We start from the raw sequence: 23,396 nt of genomic DNA, 5'->3' as shown, positions 1-23,396 counted from the left end.
TCCAGCGCGCTCAGGCGGCTGGCGACTTGGCGGCGTTCTTGGCTTCCTTGCGATCACCCGCAATCTCGGCCTTGGCGGTCATGGGCACAGGCTGTGGCGCCACCACGGCCCCGGGGCGCACGCGCTGCAGGCCGTTGACGACGATGTTCTCGCCCGCCTTGAGGCCCGAGGTGACCACGCGCAGGCCGTCAATCGGCGCGCCCAGGGTGACCTCGCGGTACTCGGCCTTGTTGCCCTCGCCCACCACCATCACGAACTTCTTGTTCTGGTCGGTGCCCACGGCACGCTCGTTGATGAGCAGCGCCTGGGTGTTGCGGGCCTGGCCCATGCGGATGCGGGCGAACTGGCCGGGGATGAGCGAGCCGTCTTCGTTGTCGAACACGGCGCGCACGCGCACGGTGCCGCTCTTGGCATCGACCTGGTTGTCGATGAGCTGCAAGCGACCGGCGTGCGGCGTGCCGCCCGTGGTGCCCGTGCCCATCTGCACGGGGATGCGCTCAATGAGCTGGCGAGCGCTGTTGCCACGCTGGCCGCTTTGCAGGTCGGCCAGGGCCTTCACCACGATCTGCTCGTCGGTGTCGAAGCTTGCGTAGATGGGGCTCACGGACACCAGCGTGGTCAGCACGGGGGCGCCCGCGCCGGCCGCCACCAGGTTGCCGACGGTGACTTCGATGCGGCCCACACGGCCCGCCACAGGGGCACGCACCTGGGTGTAGCCCAGGTTCAGCTTCGCGGTCTGCAGCGCGGCCTGGGCGGCGCGCAGGTTGGCATCGGCCTCGCGCTGGGCGTTCAGGCGCTCGTCATGCTCGCGCTGGGCGATGGCTTTTTCTTCGAGCAGGCGCGTGGCGCGCTCCAGTTCGCTGCGGGTGTACGACAGGCGGGCCTGCGCAGCGACCACCTGGGCTTCGGCGCGGTCCACCTCCGCAGCGTAGGGGGCTGGGTCCACCGTGACCAGCAGGTCGCCCTGCTTGACCAGCGAGCCTTCGCGGAAGTGCACGGCCTGCACGGCGCCCGAGACGCGCGGGCGCACGTCCACGCGCTGCACGGCTTCGAGCCGGCCGGAAAACTCGTCCCACAGGGCGATGTCTTTTTGCAGCACGGCAGCCACCGACACCGGCATAGCGGGCGGTGCTGCGGGGGCGCTATCCGCCTGCGCCACGGGTGCCTGAAACACCAGAACAGCAGCCGCCACGGTGGCCGTCACGGCCGTGGCAAGGGTGGCCAGACCCAGGGGGCGGCGCTGGGAGAACTTGGAGAAGGATGGGAAGTTCATGGTCACTTTCGATCAGTAGTTGTGCCCTTGTGGAGCACGCTGTGAAACTTGTCTGCCGTGCGCTGGCGCCTGTGGGCTGCGCTCGGCAGGTGTCAATGCAATAGGCGCGAAATGAAGTCTCGGCAATGACACGGTGGAAAGGTCAATACCCCGGCGACAGACACCGGGGCGGCCTGCGTGCCACCGTCAAAAGACGGTGCGGGCAGGTGCGCTGTGACAGCGGCCGCAGGCCAACGGGATCAGGGGTGCATGCATGGTGAGTTCTTTCCTCCGTGTCGTTTGAATGGCTAACGTGGGCTCTAGGACATGCGGAGCGGGCAACGCCGGGCAAGCGTTTCCCCTCCGGCACGCCAGGCCGGAAATCAAGATGCAAAAAGGAAATGGGGCTCGCGCCGAGCCCGCGTTTCTCTGCCTCCACCCGGGTGGAGGTCAGCGGCTGTCAGGGGTGTGAGAAGGTGTCAGGGGCCGTCGTCAGGACGGCACCGGACTTCGCGTGGAGGCAAAGAACTGCCGGAACTGCTCCTGCGCACCCGCCGCACACGGACATTCGTGCGGGCCGGTCTGCAGCAGGGCATCGGGCCATTGCGGGTTCTTGGAGAACACGTGACGCGTGACCGGCAGGCCGGCAGCCTCCAGCCGGGCCGCGTAGGCCAGCGCCTCGTCGTGCATGGGGTCGGTGTCGCCCACCAGGATCAGAGTGGGGGGCAGCCCCGCCAGGCGCTGCGCACCGGCAGGCACCGCATAGGGGTGCTCGGCATCGCGCGGGCAGCGCAGAAAGTTGCGCCAGCCCTCGGTCCACTTGCAGCCCGTGGAATCCCCCGTGGCCTCGCGCAGCGACGCGGTGCCCACACAGGGGTCCAGCATGGGCGACAGCAGGATCTGCCCGGCCAGCGGGGGGTGAGACTGGTCACGCGCCATCAGTGCCACGGCCGCCGCCAGGTTGCCACCGGCCTCTTCGCCCGCCAGGTACACGGCGGCGCCTTGCCCGCCGAGCTTGGTGCGGTGCTTGTGCACCCACTTGAGCACACCGTAACCCGTGTCCACCGGCTGTGGAAAGGGCGTGAGCGGATACGCGACCGACACCACCACGGCCCCGGCACTCTCCAGCAGAGAAGCCACCGTGCAGCCGTTATCCAGATCGCCCGACATAAAGGCCCCGCCGTGGAAGTGCACGACCACCGGTGACGCCTGACCGGTCTTCTTGCGGCCGTACATGCGCACTTCCACGTCCTGCCCCTGGGCCACCTCAATGGTGGAATCGGTGCAGACGGACGCAGCCACCCCGGACGCCTTGGCGGGCGCCGCAGCGGGCTGCGTGGGCAAAGAGGATGAAGACGGGCGGTCGGGCTGCATGGCAGGTACCCAGTAGGTAGGTGGATAGGTGGAAGGTCGGTTGACGATGGATGAAATGTAGTGGGTTGGGCCTTTCTGATAAACAGGTCAAACACCACCGCACTGTTTCCAAAAGCTCAACAATCAAACCGGGGCGCCCGTGTGAGAATTCCTCAGCACCCAATCTGGGTGCTGATGACTCAAGGAGAAGCCATGGACCAGATACAGGCCATGCGCATATTCGTGCGGGTGGTGGAGGCCGGCACGTTTACCCGGGCAGCGGACTCGCTGAGCCTGCCCAAAGCCACGGTGACCAAGCATGTGCAGGCGCTGGAGGAGCGGCTGCGCGTGAAGCTGCTCAACCGCACCACCCGCCGCGTGACCGTGACACCCGATGGCGCGGCCTACTACGACCGCACGGTGCGGCTGTTGACCGACCTGGACGACATCGAGGCCAGCATGACCAACGCGCGCGCCAACCCGCGCGGGCGGCTGCGCATCGACGTGGGCACGTCGGTGGCCCAGTTGCTCATCATTCCGCAACTGGCGGAGTTCCATGCCCGCTACCCGGACATCCAGGTGGACCTGGGTGTGAGCGACCGCACGGTGGATCTGATCGGGGACAACGTAGACTGCGTGATCCGGGGGGGCGAGCTGAGCGACCAGTCACTGGTGGCCCGCCGCATTGGCAACCTGGAGTTCATCACCGTCGCCGCACCCGCCTACCTGGAGCGCAAGGGCACACCCACACACCCGCTGGAGATCGAGGAGAAACATGCCAGCGTGATCTACTTCTCGCCGCAGAGCGGGCGGCACTATCCGCTGGAGTTTCGCCGGGGTGATGAGTCCATCGACATCACCGGCCCCTACCAGCTGAGCGTGAACGAGGCCAACGCCTACGTCACCTCCATCGTGGCGGGCCTGGGCATTGGCCAGATCACCAGCTGGCAAGCCCAGCGCTACCTCGCCAGCGGAGCCCTGGTGCAACTGCTGCCCGACTGGACCCAACCCCTGCTGCCCGTGTATGTGGTGTACCCGCCCAACCGCCACCTTAGCGCCAAGGTGCGCGCGTTTGTGGACTGGGCGGCCGAGCTGTTCCAGCGCGAGGCCCATCTGCAGCGCAAAGCCTGACGCACCCTGAATCGGTTCTATGGTGGCGGTGGTGGGGTTAACGCCCGATGCAAACGACAGGATTGCCCTCAGGGCGTGGTCATGCTCCCAGTCTGTATGCTTGGAGCCATGAGCACTCCAGAGACCCCGCCACCCGCCCCACCGGCCAACAAGCCCACCCAGCCACGCAATCCGTTGCACGGCGTGACACTCGAAGCCATGGTGGTGGGCCTGGCCGACTACTTTGGCTGGGATGAGCTAGGGCGGCAGATTCCCATCCGCTGCTTCCAGATCGACCCCAGCGTGGGCTCCAGCCTCAAGTTCCTGCGCAAGACCCCCTGGGCGCGCGAGAAGGTCGAAAGCCTCTACCTCTTCATGCTGCGGGACCAGCGGCGCAACGCGCAAGAATGAGCAGCGATGCGCGCAGCCATACCGCAACAACGCCCAATCAGGCGGCGCATTCGGCACAGCTGAGCGCGCGGTATCGCAACTTTCTGGTACCGCTGCTGGCGCTGGGCGCCATGGGTGGTTTCAATGCGCTACTGGTGGCCCGGTCTGGAGCCGGTGATGCAGGCTGGTGGCCGGTGGCCTGGCTGGCCACCGTGTTCCTGGGGGTGTTCTTCAGCGCAGCCTTCATGGCGATGGCGGGCCGCCGCAAGCTGCCGGTCGCCTACGGCATCGCGGTAGGCACGCTGGTGGGCCTGGGGCTTACCGCCTGTGGCCTACTGCAGGCCCACCTGCACGCGTCGTGGGGTGCAACCCTGCCCGCCTGGTTAGCGTGGTTCAGCAGCCCCCAGGCAAGGGCCTGGCTGGGCTCTCCCTGGGCACCGCTCATTCCCTACGCAGCAGCGCTGGCCTGGCATGGCGCCGCCCTGCTGGTTTTCAATCGCCGGACGTCACCAGAAAATCGCGGCTGATGCCGCCACCCAGGTCGTTCACCCGGTCCAGGAACTGCGTGAGGAACGCGTGCAGCCCGGTCGCCAGGATTTCGTCGATGCGGCCGTACTGCAGGTCGGCCAGCAGGCGCCCTGCCCTGCGGCTGGTCTCGGCGGACTGCCCGTTGGCCAGCACGGCCAGGTTGTCCACCACCTCGCGCAGGCACGCGTGCAGCGAGCGCGGCATGTCGCGGCTCAGGATCAGCAGGTCGGCCACGCGGCCCGGCGTGATCACGTCGCGGTAGACCTTGCGGTACACCTCGAACGCCGACACGCTGCGCAAGATGGCGCTCCAGTGGTAGAAGTCGCTTTCCTGGTTGCGGTCACTGGGGCGGCCAAAAAAGTCGTTCTTGACCGCGTGGAACTTCACATCCAGCAGGCGCGCGGTGTTGTCCGCGCGCTCCAGGAAGGTGCCCATGCGCAAGAAGTGAAACGCCTCGTCCTGCAGCATGGTGCCCAGCACCACGCCGCGTGAGAGGTGCGAGCGGTACTTCACCCATTCAAAGAACTGGCCTGGGTCGCGCTCAAACGCGCCGCCCTCCAGTTGCCGGTGCAGTTCCAGCCAAGTCTGGTTCTGCGTTTCCCACACCTCGGTGGTGAGCGCGCCGCGCACGGCCCGCGCGTTCTCGCGCGCGGCGCGCAGGCACGACAGGATGGACGACGGGTTATTGCCATCGTGCACCATGAACTCCAGCACGTTGGCGGGCGTCACTTCACCATGCTTGGCGGTGTAGGCAGGGATCAGCTCGCTGATGGACAGCAGGCCCTCCCAGCCTTTTTGCGCCACATCGGCAGCCTGGGGCAACAGGGAGGTCTCGTAGCTTACATTGAGCATTCTTGCTGTGTTCTCTGCCCGCTCTGTATATCGGGACATCCAGAACAGATGATCGGCAGTGCGACTTAGCATTTTTCCTCCCCGGGCAGAGAACCCCGCGCGTGCTGCGCACGCTGGCTGTGTTGTGCTGAAACCCCGCTTTCGGCGGCGTTTTCAGCCCGCTCGGTGTAGCGGGACATCCAGAACAGATGGTCGGCGGTGCGGCTCAGCATGTTCAGAGGCTCCCTTGCGATTGACTTTGCGACTGACCTTGTCCCTGCGATTGCGACTGGGATTGCACGGCCTTGGGTTGCGCTGCGGGCGTACCCTCGCCCAGCACCCAGGTGTCCTTGGTGCCCCCGCCCTGCGACGAATTCACCACCAGCGAGCCCTCTTGCAGCGCCACGCGCGTGAGGCCGCCGGCGGCCATCTGCACCTCGCGGCCGCTGAGCACAAAGGGGCGCAGGTCGATGTGGCGCGGGGCAATGCCGCTTTCCACATAGGTGGGGCAGCTTGACAGGCTGAGCGTGGGCTGCGCGATGTAGCCCGCCGGGTTGGCCAGCAGCGCGCGGCGAAAGTCCTCGATCTCGGCCTGCGTAGCGGCAGGGCCGATGAGCATGCCGTAGCCGCCCGCGCCGTGCACTTCCTTCACCACCAGGTCCTTGAGGTTGGCTAGCACGTGCTGCAGGTCGTCCTGCTTGCGGCACATCCAGGTGGGCACGTTCTTCAGGATGGGCTCCTCGCCCAGGTAAAAGCGGATCATCTCCGGCACATAGGGGTAGACGGACTTGTCGTCCGCCACGCCCGTGCCCACAGCGTTGCAGATGCCCACGTTGCCCGCGCGGTAAGCCTCCATGAGGCCGTAGCAGCCCAGGGTGGAATTGCGGCGGAAGACTTGGGGGTCGAGGAAGTCATCGTCCACGCGGCGATAGATCACGTCCACCCGCTGCAGGCCACGTGTGGTGCGCATGTACACGAACTTGTCCTTGACCACCAGGTCCTGGCCCTCCACCAACTCCACCCCCATCTGCTGGGCCAGGAAGGCGTGCTCGAAGTACGCACTGTTGTGCATGCCTGGCGTGAGTACCACCACCGTAGGCTCATCCGCCGTGGCGGGGGCGCTGGCGCGCAGGGTTTCGAGCAGCATGTCGGGGTAGTGGGCCACCGGCGCCACCTTGTGCAGGCTGAACAGCTCGGGGAACAGCCGCATCATCATCTTGCGGTTTTCGAGCATGTAGCTCACGCCGCTGGGCACGCGCAGGTTGTCTTCGAGCACGTAGTACTCACCATTGCCCTGGGCATCAGGGGCGCGCACGATGTCGATGCCTGCGATGTGCGCGTAGATGTCCTGCGGCACATGCACGCCGGCCATCTCGGGGCGGTACTGCGCATTGTTCAGGATGAGATCGGCGGGCACGATGCCGGCGCGGATGATGTCCTGGCCGTGGTACACGTCGTGGATGAAACGGTTGAGCGCCGTGACACGCTGCACCAGCCCCTGCTGCATGCTGGCCCACTCGTGGGCCGGAATGATGCGAGGGATCAGGTCGAACGGGATCAACCGCTCGTTGCCTGCGCCGCCTTCATCCTTGGCGCCGTAGACGGCGAAGGTGATGCCCACGCGCCGGAAGATCATCTCGGCTTCGGCCCTGCGGGCCTGCATCACGTCAGGGGGCTGTTTGCTCAACCACTGCGCATAGCGCTTGTAGTGTTCCCGCACGTCGCTGCCATCAAACGGCAGCATGGCGTACATCTCGTCAAATTTCTGCATGAACGGGCCTCCTGCGATCAGGATAGCAAGTTGTGAGCCCACCCCCGCCCAACACCCCTGGCGGCGCTGCGCCATCGGCCCCGAATCAGTCGTCCCGTGGCACCATGCGGTGCTGCCAATAGCGCTCGCCGGTGTCGCGTTCGCAGGCCACCTGCCCAGGCTGCGACGAGGACCAGCGGGCGGCCCCGCAGCGCGACGATTCCACCACCGCAATCTGGCGCGCACGGTAGCGCTGCAGCACATCCGGCGCCGGATGACCGAACCGGTTGCGATAACCAGCCTGCACCAAAGCGGTGCGCGGCTGGACAGCTTCCAGAAAAGCCGCCGACGACGAGGTCTTGCTGCCGTGGTGCGGCACCAGCAGCAGGTCGGCCCGCAAGGGCGCGCTGCGCGCCAGCAAGGCTTGCTCCTGCGGTGCCTCGATGTCGCCCACCAGCAGGGCCGTCCCGCCCTCGGGCCCGGCGGCCGTGATGCGCAGCACGCAGCTGAGTGCATTGGGACGCGGGGCCTTGGCCGCCACAGGGGCGTCGTCACCGGGCAGCGGATGCAGCACCTCGAAAGCCACGCCATCCCACTCCCAGCGCTGGCCTGCCAGGCAGGGCCTGCTGGGGCGCAAGCGCTGCAGGGCGTGCTCGGCTTCGATGGAGCCGGTCAGTTCGGCGCGCGGCTGCTGGGCCAGCACGGCCGCTGCGCCGCCCGTGTGGTCGGCATCGCGGTGGCTGAGCATGAGCACATCCACCTGCTCCCCCAGCGCCCGCAGCAGCGGCACCAGCACGCGGTGGCCCGCATCGCTCTCGCGGCTGAAGCGCGGCCCCGCGTCATACAGCAGGGTGTGCGTGGCCGTGCGCACCAGCACGGCATTGCCCTGGCCGATGTCGGCGGCCAGCAGCTCCAACTGCCCCGCAGCCGGCCGCTCGGGCTGCCACCACAACACCGGCAGCAGCAGGGGCAACGCCAGCAAACGCAGGCGCCAGGGCAGGCGCATGGCCAAGAGCGCGCCCCCTGCCACCGCCGCCACACCCGCCCACAGCGGCGCGGCAGGCAAAAACACAGCGGCCCAGGGCCACTGCGCCAGCCACTGCAGCAACGCGGTGAACGGCTGCAGGCTAAGAGCCGCAGCGCTCCACAATGGGGCCCACAGCACGCCACCCAGCGCCAGCGGCGTGACCACCAGCGTCACCCAGGGGATGGCCACCAGGTTGGCGACAAAACCCACCAGCGACACCTGGCCAAACAGCAGCAAGCCCAGGGGCGTGAGCGCCAGCGTGACCACCCACTGCTCGCGCACCAATGCATAAAAATGGCCTGTAGCGCTAGTGCTACTTGACCCTGTAGCTATTGGATTAGTAGCAAATAGCACCCCCACAGCCACAAAGCTCAGCCAGAAACCTGCCTGTGCCAGCGCCCAGGGGTCCAGCACCACCACGGCCCCACAGGCGAGCAGCCACACCTGGGGCCAGGGCCAGCGGCGCCCGCTCAGCTGCAGCAGCCCCACGATGGCCAGCATGATCACGGTGCGCTGCGCGGGCACGCCCCAGCCGCTGAACAGGGCGTAGGCCGTGGCCAGCAGCACACCCGACACCAGTGCAGCGGATTGCGCAGGCACCGCCAGGCTCAACCGGGGCGAGCGCCGCCACAACGCCCGCACCACCAGCGCCGCCAGCCAGGCGAACAGCGTGATGTGGAGACCCGAAATGCTCATGAGGTGGGCCACCCCGGTGGCACGGAACACATCCCAGTCTGCACGGTCAATAGCACGCTGGTCGCCGGTGACCAGCGCCGCCACCACGCCCGCCGTGCGCGTGCGGGTGGGGTCGGCGATGTCATTGCCCGAGCCATCCTGCCCGAATACCAGGCGCTCCAGGATGGCGTCCCGCACACGCTGGCGCAACTGCTCCACCGGGTACTGCCAGGTGGCGGCCACACGCACCGGCGGCTCGTCCTTGGGGCCCGCGCGCACGTAACCAGTGGCCTGCAGGCCCTGCTCCCACATCCACAGTTCGTAGTCAAAGCCATGCGGGTTGCGCAGGCCATGGGGCGCCTTCAGGCGCACGGTGATCTGCCACCGCTCGCCCGCACCGCCGAAAGCGCCGCCATACCAGGCCACATCCACCAGGGGCGGCAAGGACACCGGCGCGCCTTGCAGCGTCGCTCCCTCCACCACCATGCGCCAGCGGGTGCCCGCCTCGTTGATCTGCGGCATGGCGGCCACCACGCCAGTGATGCGCAGGTCCTTGCCCTCCAACGCTGCCGGCAATGCCTGCGCCTGGTAGGCCACGGCCCGCAGGCCGGTGCCTCCCGCCATGGCCAGCGCCCCCGCCAGCAACATCAGCCAGGGCGCCATGGCGATGGCACTGCGAGCCCAGCGAAGCCCTGGGCGCCGCCGCGCGGCGGCCTCCGCACCACCGCCCAGCAGCAGACCCGCCCCCAACAGCCACCCATAGGCCGCAGCGGACCACAGCATGGGCTGCTGCAGCTGCAGCGCAGCCCCGGCCACCACGCCCAGCAACACAGCGGGCAGGAGCCACGGACGCGGGGGCAATGGCCCCTCCACGCCCCAGCCTGTGGCGGACAGCGGCGTGGCATTAGAGGCGCTTATGGCGGACATGCGCTGATGCTAATGCGCCGCCAGGGCCTGCCACGTCGGCGCGATGGTGGGGTGCTGTGTAACACTTACCGCGCTCGGCGGCCTGCGCACCAGACCGCTCTCGTCTATCCACCCACACTTCCTAACGAGGACCACCATGAGCGTTTACGACAAGCTGAAAGAACTCAACATCACCCTGCCCCCCGTGTCGGTGCCTGCCGCCGCCTACGTGCCCTATGTGCAGACGGGCAACCTGGTGTTCCTGAGCGGCCACATCGCTCGCAAGGACGGCAAGCCCTGGGCTGCACAGTTCGGCCGCGACATCGGCACCGAAGAAGGCAAGCAGGCTGCGCGTGCTGTGGCCATCGACCTGATGGGCACGCTGCAAGCCGCCTGCGGCGGCGACCTGAACCGTGTCAAACGCATCGTCAAGGTCATGAGCCTGGTGAACTCCACGGGCGACTTCACCGAGCAGCACCTGGTGACCAATGGCGCCAGCGAACTGCTGGGCCAGGTGTTTGGCGAGAAGGGCGTGCACGCCCGCAGCGCCTTCGGCGTGGCCCAGATCCCCATGGGCGCGTGCGTGGAGATCGAACTGATCGCCGAACTGGCCTGACAGACCGCGCGCGCCAGCAAAAAACCCATGGCATCACTGCCATGGGTTTTTTGTTGCCTGTGCAGCGCAGGGTCCCGCCGCCGAGGCCCGCGGCAGCCGGTGGGCGCCCACCTCAGCGTGTCAGAAAGATTCCCAGTCCTCTTCCGCCCCGGCCGTGGCACCGTGCTTGGCACCTTGCTTCACGCCTGCCGATGATGCAGGCGATTTCGCCGGTGCCGCCGGGGCACTCGCAGCGCTGATGCGGGCTGCAGGGGCACCGCCCGCAGTGGCGGACGCTGCGGGCTTGTTGCGGGTGGCGGGCATGGTGGTTGTCGCCTTGGCCGCGCCGCGCGCGACCCCAATGGCGGCCTGTGCAGGCCCGTAGCTGGCGGCGTTGACCTTGAACATGGACACCTCGCGCGCCAGGTGATCGGCCTGCTCGCGCAGGCTTTGTGCTGCCGCAGCGCTTTCTTCTACCAGGGCGGCGTTCTGCTGGGTCATCTGGTCGAGGTTGCTGATCGCCTTGTTGACCTGCGACACCCCCGCGCTCTGCTCGGACGATGCGGCGGTGATCTCGCCGATCATGTCGGTCACGCGCTGCACCGACTGCACGATGTCGGTCATGGTCGTGCCCGCATCGGACACCAGGCGCGAGCCGGTCTCCACCTTCTCCACCGACGCGCTGATGAGCTGCTTGATCTCCTTGGCCGCCTCGGCACTGCGCTGGGCCAGGCTGCGCACCTCACTGGCCACCACGGCAAAGCCCCGGCCTTGCTCGCCGGCACGCGCGGCCTCCACCGCCGCATTGAGCGCCAGGATGTTGGTCTGGAACGCAATGCCGTCGATCACGCCAATGATGTCTGCGATCTTCTTGCTGCTGTGGTTGATGTCCTCCATGGTGGCCACCACCTGGGTCACCACCTCGCCGCCCCGGCGGGCCACGCCAGTGGCCCCCGCAGCCAGGCTGCTGGCCTGCTGGGCGCTGCCCGCGCTTTGCTGGATGGTGCTGGTGAACTCCTCCATCGCGGCCGCCGTCTCCTGCAGGTTGCTGGAGGTCTGCTCGGTGCGGGCCGACAGGTCCTGGTTGCCGGTCGCGATCTCTGCGCTGGCAATGGCAATGCTGTCCGTGCTTTGGCGCACCTGGTGCACCATGCGCCCCAGCGCGTTGCTCATGGCATAGAGCGAGCGCAACAGATCGCCAAACTCGTCGCTGCGCGTGACAGCCTCCTGCAGGCTCAGGTCGCCACCCGCAATGCGTTCGGCCAGTCCATTGGCCTGGGCCAAGGGCCGCTGGATGCTGCCAATCAGGTAATACGCCCCCACGATGATGGCCAGCAGCAGCAGGCCCACGGCCACCGCGGCAATCTTGACGGTGAGCATGCGTGAGGCTGCCATCTCCAGCTGCTTGGCGGCCGCATTCTGTTGCTGCTGCTGCACAAAGTCGCGCAGGGCTTGCAGGTAGGTGGCCACGGCCGGGTTGTAGGACTGCTTGACCAGTGCAATGGCCTGGTCCTGTTGCCCATCCGCCTTGAGCTTGCGGGCCTGGCCGCGCAAGTCGATCATGGCCTTGCGTGCTTCGGCAATCTTGGCCATCTGCGCCTTGTCGGCATCGGACAGGGCCATGGCCTCCAGCGACTTTTGCACCTCGCTGATCTGCGCCGTGGTGGCCGCAATCACGTCCTTGAACTCGGCCTCCACCGCGGCGTCACCACTGACGATGAGCGCCTGGGTACGCGCCGCGTTGGTTTCCGTCAGGCCCGACCAGCGGATCGCGGCCTGCACGCGCGCCTCCATGTCCTTGGCCATCGCATCGGCCTCAGCCTGCACCTTGGCCGAGCGGTAGCCGGAGAAACCCACCACGGCAACCAGCAGCACCACAATCAGCACCACCGCCAGCCAGAGTTTGTGCGCCATCCGGAATTGCTTGGGCATGGATGTCTCCTGAAGCGTTGTGTTTGTGTACAGATGTTGCTCTTTTTTTCACCATCGCACAAACAGACCGCCTCGGCATCAGGGTCTGCCCTCGGCGCCGCGCGTCGAGAGGTACCGGCGCGGCGCAGGGCCACCGGCCGAGCCCCCGCCGAAAACAACTACTCGACGCGCGTCACTGTCGTGGGCTTGAAGCCCAGGTCTGCTGCCTTGCCCTTGCGGCCGCGCGCGGCACGGGCGTTGTTGAGGCTGCGGATCTCCAGCGTCTCATCACGCTGCTTGCCACCCCGGCCCACGCCATCGAGGCGAATGCTGCGCGTGTAGGCCGCCGCGCCTGCGAGCTGGTCCTTGTCTTCCAGGTCGATCAGCATCAGCCCCCGGCCGCCATTGGCCATGGTTTTCAGCTCGGTGATCTCGAAGGTCAGGATGCGCCCGCCCGTGGACGCGCAGGCCACGTGCGTGGCCGGCAGCACCGGTTTGCTGCCCGTGGTGCCCGCAGCGTGTGATGGCACACACACGGTTTCGCCCTCGCCCAGGGTGAGGAAGGCCTTGCCTCCCTTTTGGCGCGAGACCATGTTTTCCACCGCCGCCAGAAAGCCGTAGCCGCCCGAGTTGGACAACAGCAGCGTGGCGTTGGCGGGCCCCGCAAAGTAGTGCAGCAGTTGCGTGCCCGATTCCAGCTCGATGAGCGTGGTCACCGGCTGGCCGTCGCCACGCGCACCGGGCAGCAGCGACACGGCCACCGAGTAAACGCGGCCGTTGCTGCCAAAGGCCAGCAGGGTATCCACCGTGCGGCACTCGAACGTGCCGTACAGCCCATCACCTGCCTTGAAGGCAAAGCTGGCGGCCTCGTGGCCATGGCCGGTGCGGGCGCGCACCCAGCCTTTTTGCGAGACGACCACGGTCACAGGCTCGTCCACCACCTTCACCTCGGCCACAGCCTTTTTCTCGGCCTGGATGAGAGTGCGGCGGGCGTCGGCAAAGGTCTTGGCGTCCGCCTCGATCTCCTTGACCATGGTGCGGCGCAGCGAGCCGGGGTTGTTCAGGATGTCTTCGAGCTTGCCCTGGCTTTCGCGCAGTTCTTTCAGCTCTTGTTCGATCTTGATGGCTTCTAGGCGCGCCAACTGGCGCAGGCGGATTTCGAGGATGTCCTCGGCCTGCCGGTCGCTGAGGTTGAAGCGAGCGATGAGCGCGGCCTTGGGCTCCTCGGCCGCACGGATGATCGCGATCACCTCGTCGATGTTGAGCAGCACGGTCTGCCGCCCTTCGAGGATGTGGATGCGGTCCAGCACCTTGTCCAGCCGGTGCTGGCTTCGGCGGGTGATGGTGGTCTGGCGGAAGGCAATCCACTCTTCCAGCATCACACGCAGCGACTTCTGCACGGGCTTGCCATCGAGCCCCACCATCGTGAGGTTGATGGGGGCCGAGGTTTCCAGGCTGGTGTGGGCAAGCAATGCGGTGATCAGCTCCTGCTGCGGGGTCTTGCCCGTCTTGGGCTCGAACACCAGGCGCACGGGCGCGTCTTTGCTCGATTCGTCGCGCACCACATCCAGCACAGCCAGCATGCTGGCCTTGAGCTGGGTCTGGTCTTGCGAGAGCGCCTTTTTGCCGGCCTTGACCTTGGGGTTGGTGATTTCCTCGATCTCTTCGAGCACCTTTTGCGTGCTCACGCCGGGCGGCAACTCGTTCACCACCAGCTGCCACTGGCCACGCGCCATGTCTTCGATCTTCCAGCGCGCGCGCACCTTGAGGCTGCCACGGCCCGTGCGGTAGGCATCGGCAATGTCGCCCGCGCTGCTGATGATCTGGCCGCCGCCGGGGTAGTCCGGGCCGGGCACCAGCGCGAGCAGGTCTTCCTGGCTCAGCGAGGGCGTCTTGATGAGCGCAATGCAGGCGTCTGCAATCTCGCGCAGGTTGTGGCTGGGGATTTCGGTGGCCAGGCCTACGGCAATGCCGCTGGCGCCATTGAGCAACGCGAACGGCAAGCGCGCTGGCAACTGGCGCGGCTCCTCCGTGCTGCCGTCGTAGTTGGGCATGAAATCGACCGTGCCTTCGTCGATCTCATCCAGCAGCAGGCTGGTGATGCGCGACAGGCGGGCCTCGGTGTAGCGCATGGCCGCAGCGCCGTCGCCGTCGCGGCTGCCGAAGTTGCCCTGGCCGTCGATCAGCGGGTAGCGCTGGGCAAAGTCCTGCGCCATGCGCACGAGCGCGTCATAGGCCGACTGGTCACCGTGCGGGTGGAAGCGGCCCAGCACATCGCCCACCACGCGGGCGCTCTTGACCGGTTTGGCAGCCGTGTTGCGCGTGGGGCCGCTGTAGCCCAGGCCCATGCGGTCCATCGAATACAGAATGCGCCGCTGCACGGGCTTGAGGCCGTCGCACACGTCGGGCAGTGCGCGGCCCTTGACGACCGACAGTGCGTACTCCAGGTAGGCACGCTGGGCATAGCCCGCCAGGCCCAGGGAGTCGCCCCCGTCATCGCCTGCGGTGGTGAAATCAAGAGTGGGTTGGTCGCTCATTCGTTCGGAATCGTCGGTAAGGGTTCAAACGCGGTCTGCGGCGCGCTGCGGGTCTGTGCCACCTGGGTGGGCGGCAGGTTGCCCCGGTTCTGCGCGCCGCCCGATAGCTCCATGCGCACACGGCCCGGCAGGGCGCGCTGTGTCAACACGGGCGCTGGCGGCTTGAGCTGGGCGTACAGACCCAGCACGGTGCGCACGTAGTTTTGGGTTTCCTTGAAGGCCGGGACCTGGTTGCCCGCCTTTTGCACGGCGCCTTCGCCCGCGTTGTAGGCGGCCACGGCCAGGTCCATGCGGCCGGGGAACAGGTCCAGCAGGTAGCGCAGGTAACGGGTGCCGGTGGGCACGTTCACAGCGGGGTCGGCCAGTTTTTGCTCCACCGTGCGCTTCTTGTCCGCACTCACGCCAAAGCGGCTGGCCGTAGCGGGCATCACCTGCATCAGGCCCACGGCGCCCTTGGGCGATACGGCGGCGGCGTCAAAGCCGGACTCGGTGGCGATCACGGCCTGCAGCAGCTCATAGTCCACGCCATGCTGGGTGGACGCAGCGCGCAGGTGGTGCTTGACGCGCTTGTAGTCGGGCGCAATGTCAAAAAACGCCAGCAGGCGCGCACCCGCTGCGGGCAGCGCATAGGGCATGGGCGATGCATTGGCCGGTGCATCCCGCGTGGAGTCGAAGTCGTTGCCCCGAAAAAACAGCTGGTAGCGCGCATCGACCTGCTCGGACGCAAAGTGCGTCACGCCGCGCTCATCCACATGCGCCCACAGGTCTGCATGGGCCGTTTGCTGCAAAAAACAGAGCAAACAACCCAATAAATACCAGCGCATGACGCCATTCTTGTTTGGATTCCTCATGGCAGACCTGTCGGACAGCCCTCGGTCAGATATCGATCTCCACCGCGTCGCCATGCAGCTCCATGAGCTCGCGGCGCGCGGCGGCCTCGCCCTTGCCCATGAGCTTGGTGATGAGGCCTTCGGTGGCGGCAAAGTCCACATCCCCCAGCTGCACGGGCAGCAGGCGGCGGGTGTCGGGATTGAGGGTGGTTTCCCACAGCTGCTCGGCGTTCATTTCGCCCAGGCCCTTGAAGCGGCTGATCTGGCACTTCTCGCGTGCCACGCCATCCTTGGCGCATTTGTCGAGGATGGCCGTCAGCTCCCCATCGTCCAGCGCATACATCTTGGCCGCAGGCTTCTTGCCGCGCGCAGGCACATCCACGCGAAACAGCGGTGGGCGCGCCACGTAGATATGGCCGGTCTCGATGAGCTTGGGGAAGTGGCGGAAGAACAGCGTGAGCAGCAGCACCTGGATGTGCGATCCGTCCACGTCGGCATCTGACAGGATGCAGATCTTGCCGTAGCGCAGACCGCTCAGGTCCAGCGTGTCGTTGGGGCCATGCGGGTCCACGCCAATCGCTACCGAGATGTCGTGGATTTCGTTGTTGGCAAACAGGCGGTCGCGCTCCACCTCCCAGGTGTTGAGCACCTTGCCGCGCAGCGGCAGGATGGCCTGGCTTTCCTTGTCGCGGCCCATCTTGGCGCTGCCACCGGCCGAATCGCCCTCCACCAGGAAGACCTCGTTATGGGCGATGTCCCTGCTTTCGCAGTCGGTGAGCTTGCCCGGCAGCACAGCCACGCCCGAGCCCTTGCGTTTTTCAACCTTCTGCCCGGCCTTCTGGCGCGTCTGCGCGGCCTTGATGGCCAGCTCGGCCAGCTTCTTGCCGTAATCAACGTGCTGGTTCAGCCACAGCTCCAGCGCCGGGCGTACGAAACCGCTGACCAGGCGCACGGCGTCGCGCGAGTTCAGGCGCTCCTTGATCTGGCCCTGGAACTGCGGGTCGAGCACCTTGGCCGAGAGCACGTAGCTGGCGCGCGCAAACACGTCCTCGGGCAGCAGCTTCACGCCCTTGGGCAACAGGCTGTGCAGCTCGATAAAGCTCTTGACCGCGTTGAACAGGCCGTCGCGCAGGCCACTTTCGTGGGTGCCACCCGCGCTGGTGGGGATCAGGTTGACATAGCTCTCGCGCATGGGCTGGCCGTCTTCGGTAAAGGCCACCGCCCAGGCCGCCCCTTCGCCCTCGGCAAAGCTCTCGTTGCCGCTTTCGGCAAAACCCTCGCCTTCAAACAGCGGGATCACCGGGTCGCCGTTGAGCGTCTGCATCAGGTAGTCCCGCAGGCCGCCCTTGTACTGCCAGGTCTGCGTGTCGCGGGTTTTTTCGTTCACCAGCTGCACCGTCACGCCGGGCATGAGCACGGCCTTGCTGCGCAGCAGATGGGTCAACTCACCCATGGGCAGGGCACTGGATTCGAAATACTTGGCGTCGGGCCACACGCGCACCGAGGTGCCCTGCTTGCGCTCGCCCGCCTCCAGCGGGCGGGCGACCAAAGACTCGATCACGTCACCGGCGGAGAACACCAGGCGCGCCGCCTTGCCTTCGCGGTAGCTGGTGGCCTCCAGCCGGGTGGCCAGGGCGTTGGTGACCGACACGCCCACGCCGTGCAGGCCGCCCGAGAAGCTGTAGGCACCGCCCTTGCCCTTGTCGAACTTGCCACCCGCATGCAGGCGGGTGAAGACCAGCTCGATCACCGGCGCGTTTTCTTCCGGGTGCAGGCCAAACGGGATGCCCCGGCCGTCGTCCTCCACACTGACCGAGCCATCGGCATGCAGCGTGACGCGGATCTTCTTGCCGTGGCCGGCGAGGGCCTCATCGGCGGCGTTGTCCAACACCTCCTGGATGATGTGCAGGGGGTTGTCGGTGCGGGTGTACATGCCCGGGCGCTGCTTGACGGGCTCCAGGCCCTTGAGCACGCGGATTGAGCCTTCGGAGTATTCGCTCGCGGAAACAGAAGAGGGTTTGGCTGCCATGGGGCGGATTGTAGTGCGGCACCGCAACAATAGCTGGATAAATAACCAGCCCTTCAAACCGCTGCGCCAAGCGCTGCATTTTCTGCCGCCCCCACCGCCAACTGTATTGGTCGCGGGTGTATCAGCGCGTTTCGCCCAATCTGGCTACATTCCTGCGCATGCATATGAATCCTCCCAAACTATCCATGTTCCAGGTGCTGGCGTGCGGCGCGGCCATCGTGACCCTGTCCATGGGCACCCGCCACGGGTTCGGGCTGTGGCTTCTGCCCATCACCCAGGAAATGGGCTGGACGCGCCAGTCGTTCGCCCTGGCCATCGCCATCCAGAACCTGTCCTGGGGCGTGATCGGGATTTTTGCGGGCATGGCGGCCGACCGGTTTGGGGCCTTCCGCGTGCTGCTCGGCGGTGCAGCCCTGTATGCCCTGGGCCTGGCGGGCATGGCGCTGTCGCCCACGCCCATGCTGTTTGCGCTGACGGCCGGTGTGCTGATTGGCGCGGCGCAGGCGGGCACCACCTATGCGGTGATCTATGGTGTGCTGGGGCGGCAGATTGCGCCCGAAAAACGCTCCTGGGCCATGGGCGTGGCAGCGGCGGCGGGTTCGTTCGGGCAGTTCCTGATGGTGCCGGTCGAAGGCTGGCTGATTGCAGGCCTGGGCTGGCAGCAGGCCTTGCTGGTGCTGTCGATGGCCGTGCTGCTGATCGTGCCGCTGGCCTTTGGCCTGCGGGAGCCGGGCTTCAAGGGTGCGGCCCCGGTCAGGCGCGAGCAGACCATTGCGCAGGCGCTGGGCGAGGCCTTCCGCTACCCCAGCTTCAACCTGCTGATGGCCGGTTACTTTGTGTGCGGCTTTCAGGTGGTGTTCATTGGCGTGCACATGCCCAGCTACCTCAAGGACCATGGCCTGTCGCCCCAGGTGGCCAGCTATGCGCTGGCGCTGATCGGACTGTTCAATGTGTTTGGCACCTACATCGCGGGCACGCTGGGCCAGCGCATGCCCAAGCGCCACATCCTCGCTTTCATCTACTTTGCCCGCGCGGTGGCGATCAGCATCTTTTTGCTGGTACCGCTGTCGCCGCTGTCGGTGTACGTGTTCTCGGCGGTGATGGGCGCGCTGTGGCTGTCCACCGTGCCGCCCACCAACGCCACCATTGCACAAATATTCGGGGTGCAGCACCTGTCCATGCTGGGCGGCTTTGTGTTCTTCAGCCACCAGATCGGCAGCTTCCTGGGCGTCTGGTTGGGCGGCTATCTGTATGACGCCACCGGCAGCTACGATATCGTCTGGTACATCGCGATCGGCCTGGGCATTTTTGCCGGGCTGGTGAACCTGCCAGTCAAGGAAAGCCCGATCGCGCGCCACACCCCACAACCCGCCTGACCTATTTGTCCCCCCTGCATGAGCGACACCACCCCGCCCCGCAAACCCGCGCCGCGTGCCCTGCGCTGGCTGGGCGGTGCCGTGGCCGTGCTGCTGTGCCTGGTGGTGTTTGGTTTGTACACCGTGCCCGAATTCATGGTGCTGCTGGCCGACCAGATGTGGGCGTGTTTTTGACACCCTTGGCGGGATTTTCAAGCGTTTTTGGCCGCAAGCGCTAGTGGATCATGCGCAGGTAGCTATCATTTTTATAGTTTCATGCACGGTATGCACGGTACAGAAGCCCCTTCGGATTGGGTGCGGCGCTGGAGCCACCTGATCGCCCCCCACAGCACCGTGCTGGATGTCGCCTGCGGCGCAGGGCGCCACCTGCGCCATCTGCGGGAACGAGGGCACACCGTGGTCGGCGTGGACCGGTCGGCCGAGGCGCAGGCCGCCTGCGGAGGGCTGGGCGAGCTGGTGCAGGCTGACATCGAAAACGGCCCCTGGCCTTTTGCAGGCCGCCAGTTTGGCGGCGTGGTTGTCACCAACTACCTGTGGCGCCCCTTGCTGCCCACCATCGTGGCCAGCGTGGCGCCGGGCGGGGTGCTGGTCTACGAAACCTTTGCCCAGGGCAACGAAACCGTGGGGCGCCCGGCGCGGGCGGAGTTCCTGCTCGCGCACGGCGAACTGCTGCAGGCATGCCAGGACCTGCGAGTGGTGGCTTATGAGGACGGCTTCATCGACGAACCCGCGCGTTTCGTGCAACGCATCACGGCCGTACGGGAACTCCCGCAGGCGGGTGGACCCTCACGACATCTTTTGTCTACCGGGGCTAGTTAGAATGCCCTTTTACCGTTTACCACTGCGGACATGACTTCTTCTTCCGTGCCACTCACCGGCAGCATCGTCGCCCTCGTCACTCCCATGCACGAGGACGGTAGCGTGGACTACCCCACCTTGCGCAAACTGATCGACTGGCACATCGCCGAAGGCACCGATTGCATCGGCGTGGTAGGCACCACGGGCGAGTCCCCCACGGTGAACGTGGAAGAACACTGTGAAATCATCCGCGTGGCCGTGGAACAGTCTGCCAAGCGCGTGCCCATCATGGCCGGCTGCGGCGCCAACTCCACCGCCGAAGCCATTGAGCTGGCCAAGTTCGCGCGCGGCGTGGGTGCCGACAGCCAGCTGCAGGTCGTGCCCTACTACAACAAGCCCACCCAAGAGGGCCAGTACCAGCACTTCAAGGCGATTGCAGAAGCCACGGGCGACCTGCCTATCGTGCTGTACAACGTGCCTGGCCGCTCGGTGGCCGATATGCAGCACGACACCGTGCTGCGCCTGGCCCAGGTGCCCGGCGTGATCGGCATCAAGGAAGCCACCGGCAACATCGAGCGTGCCCAGTGGCTCATCCGTGACGTGCCCAAGGGCTTTGGCGTGTACTCGGGCGACGACCCGACCGCCGTCGCCCTGATGCTGTGTGGCGGCCACGGCAACATCAGCGTGACGGCCAACGTGGCCCCGCGCCTGATGCACGAGCTGTGCGTGGCGGCACTGGCCGGCAACGTGCAACGCGCCATGCAGATCCAGTTTCAGCTGATGCCGGTGCACAAGCACCTGTTTGTCGAAGCCAACCCCATCCCGGTCAAGTGGGCCATGTCCCGCATGGGCCTGTGTGGTGGCACCATGCGCCTGCCCATGACGCCCCTGGCCAGCAGCAACGAGGCTGTGGTCGAGTCGGCACTGCGCACCAGCGGCCTGATCTAATCCGGGCTTTGCGCCCGCTCTCAGAGACACTTCCCAAGGATTTCCGCGTGAAAGCTGCTACCACCCGCCTGAGCCTGCTGGCTCTTGTCATGGCCCTGTCCGCCTGCTCCACCAGCATTCTGGAGGGCGACAAGATCGACTACAAGAGCGCCGCCAAGGGCTCGTCACTGGAAGTCCCCCCGGACCTCACCCAGCTGTCACGCGACTCGCGCTACGCCATGCCAGGTGGCTCGGTGTCTGCCGCTGCCATGCAGGCAGGCCAGGCCGCGCAGCCGTCGGGCAACGCCAACGCGGCGGCCCTGTCGCTGGGCGACGTGCGGATCGAACGAGACGGCAGCCAGCGCTGGCTGGTGGTCAATCGCCCCGCCGACAAGCTGTGGGAGCCCGTGCGCGACTTCTGGCTGGAAAGCGGCTTCACGCTGGCCCAGTCCGAGGCCAACGTTGGCATCATGGAAACCGACTGGGCAGAGAACCGCGCCAAACTGCCCCAGGATTTCATCCGATCCACCATCGGCAAGCTGATGGAGTCCCTGTACTCGACCGGCGAACGGGACAAGTTCCGCACCCGGCTGGAACGCAATGCCAATGGCAGTACCGAGATCTACATCACCCACCGCGGGATGGTCGAGGTCTATGGCAACGTCACCAAGGACAGCACCGTCTGGCAGCCCCGCCCATCCGACCCGGAACTCGAAACCGAATTCCTGCGCCGCCTGATGGTCAAGCTGGGCGTCAGTCAGGAGCAATCCAAGGCAGTGGCCGCAGCACCCGCAGCGCGTGCCCAGGCCGCCCGCATGGCCACGGTCAACAACGTGCCGGTGGTCCAGCTGGACGAGGGCTTTGACCGGTCCTGGCGCCGGGTGGGCCTGGCCCTGGACCGCACCGGTTTCACCGTGGAAGACCGCAACCGCAATGAGGGCACGTACTTCGTGCGCTACGTGGCTCCGGACACCGTGAAGAAAGAGCCTGGCTTCTTCAGCAAGCTCTTCAGCTCCACCTCCGCAACACCTCCGCTCAAGTACCGCATTGTGGTGCGCAGCCAGGGTGAGTCGACCACCGTGTCGGTGCTCAATGAGGCTGGCGCCCCCGAGTCCTCGGCCAATGCCGAGCGCATCGTGCGCGTGATTGCTGACGATCTGAAATAAGAGCCGGCCGCAGGCCGCCACCCACACCTCTGGAGCCCCCTCCGCCTTCTGGTGGACGGTGGCTCTGGTTTTTTGGGCCGCCACAAACCCACCCTTTCGCTCCGCCATGCTTCGATTCAAGAACCTGGGCAGCGGCAGCACTGGCAATGCCACGGTCGTCGAAGGCCGCAGTGGCAGCCAGGTTCGCCGCCTCCTGATCGATTGCGGGCTCGGCATCCGGCAGCTGCAAGCCCGTCTGGCGCAAGCGCAGTTGCAGGTGGAAGACCTGGACGCCCTCTTCATCACCCACGAACACTCGGACCACATCGGCTGTGCCCAGACCGTGGCGCTGCGTTTTCGCATTCCCGTGTGGATGAGTGAGGGCACGTACGCGGCCCTCGGTGCGCCAGACTTGGACGGCTTGCTACGGGTGGCGCACGACATGGAAGCGATTGACATGGGCGCATTCGAAGCCCGCCCCTTCACCGTGCCCCACGATGCCCGGGAGCCGCTGCAGCTGCGGTGCTCCGACGGCGCCGCACACCTGGGCGTGCTGACCGACCTGGGCCACGCCAGCCCCCATGTGCTGCAGCAGCTGCAGGGATGCCACGCCCTGTTGATCGAGGCCAATCACGACCCCGACATGCTGGCCGCGTCCCGCTACCCGCCCTTCCTGAAACGCCGCGTAGGCGGGCTGTACGGCCACCTGGCCAACCCGGCGACGGCGGAGATTCTGCGTGCGGTGCAGCACAACGGCCTGCGGTGCGTAGTGGCAGCGCACCTGAGTGCGCAAAACAACCTCCCCGCACTCGCCCGCCAATCGCTCGCCGCCGCGCTGGGTTGGGCGGACAAGGAGATCCAGGTCGCCAGCCCCACCGAAGGCACTGATTGGCTCGACGTCAACCCTTGATGGCCCGGACCGGGCGTCCATAAATGTCTCACCCTGGCGAAGGGCATAAAAAAAGCCCCGGACCTTGCGGTGCGGGGCCGTGGCACAGGCCGACCTTGAGGTCAGCGCAGAGCCTGCAGCGATTTACTTGGCTGCGGAAGCGCCGGTAGCGGCGGTGGCAGCAGCGTCAGCAGCAGCCTTGGCAGCGTCAGCGGCAGGAGCAGAAGCGTCAGCAGCAGGTGCAGCGGCGGCAGGAGCAGCAGCGTCGGAAGCGGCAGGTGCTGCTGGCTCGGCGGCGGGAGCAGGTGCTGCGGCAGGAGCTTCCACAGGAGCGGGTGCTGGAGCGGGTTCTTCCTTCTTGCCACAAGCGGCGAGTGCAGCAGCAGCGATCAGGGCGGCCAGAACGAGAGAGTTCTTCATTTCGATTTTCCTATTTGGACAGACAGAATCTTGAAAAGCCACGGCGTCAGGCTTCCTGAGCCCATGCACGCATTGGCACAATGCACTTGGTTGCACCTTTTTGGGCACAGCCGCAGA

The 23,396-nt window shown here is 66.4% G+C and carries 20 protein-coding genes and 1 pseudogene; 10 read left to right on the top strand and 11 right to left on the bottom strand.

Annotated elements, in window-relative coordinates; translation table 11 throughout:
- Positions 1-10: 10 nt before the first annotated feature.
- Complete coding sequence (locus C8C95_RS17425) at positions 11-1,273, bottom strand: efflux RND transporter periplasmic adaptor subunit (protein WP_056061759.1); 1,263 nt, start codon at positions 1,271-1,273, stop codon at positions 11-13.
- Between the two features lie 471 nt (positions 1,274-1,744).
- Complete coding sequence (locus tag C8C95_RS17420; protein WP_192418796.1) at positions 1,745-2,626, bottom strand: alpha/beta hydrolase; 882 nt, start codon at positions 2,624-2,626, stop codon at positions 1,745-1,747.
- Between the two features lie 192 nt (positions 2,627-2,818).
- Between C8C95_RS17420 and C8C95_RS17415 the strand changes: the two genes are divergently transcribed.
- From C8C95_RS17415 to C8C95_RS17405, 3 genes are all read left to right on the top strand, one after another.
- On the top strand, positions 2,819-3,736 hold the full coding sequence (locus tag C8C95_RS17415; protein WP_056061756.1) for a LysR family transcriptional regulator: 918 nt from the start codon (positions 2,819-2,821) through the stop codon (positions 3,734-3,736).
- A 108-nt stretch (positions 3,737-3,844) separates the two neighbouring features.
- On the top strand, positions 3,845-4,126 hold the full coding sequence (locus C8C95_RS17410) for a VF530 family protein (RefSeq protein ID WP_056061753.1): 282 nt from the start codon (positions 3,845-3,847) through the stop codon (positions 4,124-4,126).
- The gene (locus C8C95_RS17405; protein ID WP_116749393.1) at positions 4,123-4,632 is read left to right on the top strand and encodes a hypothetical protein; all 510 of its coding nucleotides are present in this window, start codon (positions 4,123-4,125) and stop codon (positions 4,630-4,632) included. Before C8C95_RS17410 ends, C8C95_RS17405 begins: the two co-directional genes overlap by 4 nt.
- Here C8C95_RS17405 and C8C95_RS17400 read toward each other — a convergent pair.
- From C8C95_RS17400 to C8C95_RS17385, 4 genes and pseudogenes are all read right to left on the bottom strand, one after another.
- On the bottom strand, positions 4,598-5,557 hold the full coding sequence (locus C8C95_RS17400; protein WP_055400923.1) for an alpha-E domain-containing protein: 960 nt from the start codon (positions 5,555-5,557) through the stop codon (positions 4,598-4,600). The genes C8C95_RS17405 and C8C95_RS17400 overlap by 35 nt on opposite strands.
- Before the next feature lie 71 nt (positions 5,558-5,628).
- A pseudogene (locus tag C8C95_RS23880) lies at positions 5,629-5,697 on the bottom strand (alpha-E domain-containing protein); the annotation flags it as partial.
- 2 nt (positions 5,698-5,699) lie between these two features.
- Positions 5,700-7,235 carry a circularly permuted type 2 ATP-grasp protein gene (locus tag C8C95_RS17390; RefSeq protein WP_099729780.1) on the bottom strand — a complete coding sequence of 512 codons (1,536 nt, stop codon included), beginning with the start codon at positions 7,233-7,235 and terminating at the stop codon, positions 5,700-5,702.
- Positions 7,236-7,320: 85 nt separating this feature from the next.
- A complete protein-coding gene (locus C8C95_RS17385) occupies positions 7,321-9,843 on the bottom strand; it encodes a DNA internalization-related competence protein ComEC/Rec2 (protein ID WP_116749391.1) in 2,523 nt (840 codons plus the stop codon).
- 136 nt (positions 9,844-9,979) lie between these two features.
- Between C8C95_RS17385 and C8C95_RS17380 the strand changes: the two genes are divergently transcribed.
- On the top strand, positions 9,980-10,438 hold the full coding sequence (locus C8C95_RS17380; RefSeq protein WP_008906002.1) for a RidA family protein: 459 nt from the start codon (positions 9,980-9,982) through the stop codon (positions 10,436-10,438).
- Between the two features lie 120 nt (positions 10,439-10,558).
- Here the strand turns inward: C8C95_RS17380 and C8C95_RS17375 are convergent, their stop codons facing one another.
- From C8C95_RS17375 to C8C95_RS17360, 4 genes are all read right to left on the bottom strand, one after another.
- Positions 10,559-12,349 (bottom strand): methyl-accepting chemotaxis protein, encoded by a 1,791-nt coding sequence (locus C8C95_RS17375; RefSeq protein WP_116749390.1) that lies wholly within the window; start codon positions 12,347-12,349, stop codon positions 10,559-10,561.
- 158 nt (positions 12,350-12,507) lie between these two features.
- A complete protein-coding gene (gene parC, locus C8C95_RS17370; RefSeq protein WP_116749389.1) occupies positions 12,508-14,865 on the bottom strand; it encodes a DNA topoisomerase IV subunit A in 2,358 nt (785 codons plus the stop codon).
- Positions 14,862-15,689, bottom strand: a complete 828-nt coding sequence (locus C8C95_RS17365) for a lytic transglycosylase domain-containing protein (protein ID WP_116749388.1) — start codon at positions 15,687-15,689, stop codon at positions 14,862-14,864. Before C8C95_RS17365 ends, parC begins: the two co-directional genes overlap by 4 nt.
- 52 nt (positions 15,690-15,741) lie before the next feature.
- A complete protein-coding gene (locus C8C95_RS17360) occupies positions 15,742-17,724 on the bottom strand; it encodes a DNA topoisomerase IV subunit B (protein WP_116749387.1) in 1,983 nt (660 codons plus the stop codon).
- 158 nt (positions 17,725-17,882) lie between these two features.
- On the opposite strand from C8C95_RS17360, the gene C8C95_RS17355 reads away from it, so the two are divergent.
- From C8C95_RS17355 to C8C95_RS17335, 6 genes are all read left to right on the top strand, one after another.
- Complete coding sequence (locus tag C8C95_RS17355) at positions 17,883-19,100, top strand: MFS transporter (RefSeq protein WP_116749386.1); 1,218 nt, start codon at positions 17,883-17,885, stop codon at positions 19,098-19,100.
- 18 nt (positions 19,101-19,118) lie between these two features.
- Positions 19,119-19,274 carry a hypothetical protein gene (locus tag C8C95_RS23730; protein ID WP_165836555.1) on the top strand — a complete coding sequence of 52 codons (156 nt, stop codon included), beginning with the start codon at positions 19,119-19,121 and terminating at the stop codon, positions 19,272-19,274.
- Positions 19,275-19,364: 90 nt separating this feature from the next.
- Positions 19,365-19,919, top strand: a complete 555-nt coding sequence (locus C8C95_RS17350) for a class I SAM-dependent methyltransferase (protein ID WP_116749385.1) — start codon at positions 19,365-19,367, stop codon at positions 19,917-19,919.
- Positions 19,920-19,949: 30 nt separating this feature from the next.
- The gene (dapA, locus tag C8C95_RS17345) at positions 19,950-20,846 is read left to right on the top strand and encodes a 4-hydroxy-tetrahydrodipicolinate synthase (protein WP_056061726.1); all 897 of its coding nucleotides are present in this window, start codon (positions 19,950-19,952) and stop codon (positions 20,844-20,846) included.
- Positions 20,847-20,893: 47 nt separating this feature from the next.
- On the top strand, positions 20,894-21,991 hold the full coding sequence (gene bamC, locus C8C95_RS17340) for an outer membrane protein assembly factor BamC (protein WP_099729773.1): 1,098 nt from the start codon (positions 20,894-20,896) through the stop codon (positions 21,989-21,991).
- Positions 21,992-22,097: 106 nt separating this feature from the next.
- On the top strand, positions 22,098-22,880 hold the full coding sequence (locus tag C8C95_RS17335; protein ID WP_116750337.1) for an MBL fold metallo-hydrolase: 783 nt from the start codon (positions 22,098-22,100) through the stop codon (positions 22,878-22,880).
- 123 nt (positions 22,881-23,003) lie between these two features.
- Here the strand turns inward: C8C95_RS17335 and C8C95_RS17330 are convergent, their stop codons facing one another.
- Positions 23,004-23,279 carry a hypothetical protein gene (locus tag C8C95_RS17330; RefSeq protein WP_082522412.1) on the bottom strand — a complete coding sequence of 92 codons (276 nt, stop codon included), beginning with the start codon at positions 23,277-23,279 and terminating at the stop codon, positions 23,004-23,006.
- Between the last annotated feature and the right edge of the window lie 117 nt (positions 23,280-23,396).

The organism is Acidovorax sp. 99 (genome assembly GCF_003096455.1).
In the GTDB taxonomy this organism is placed as follows: Bacteria; Pseudomonadota; Gammaproteobacteria; order Burkholderiales; family Burkholderiaceae_C; genus Acidovorax; species Acidovorax delafieldii.
Note: the sequence above shows the minus strand (reverse complement) of the source record. Positions and strands in the feature narration are given on the sequence as shown.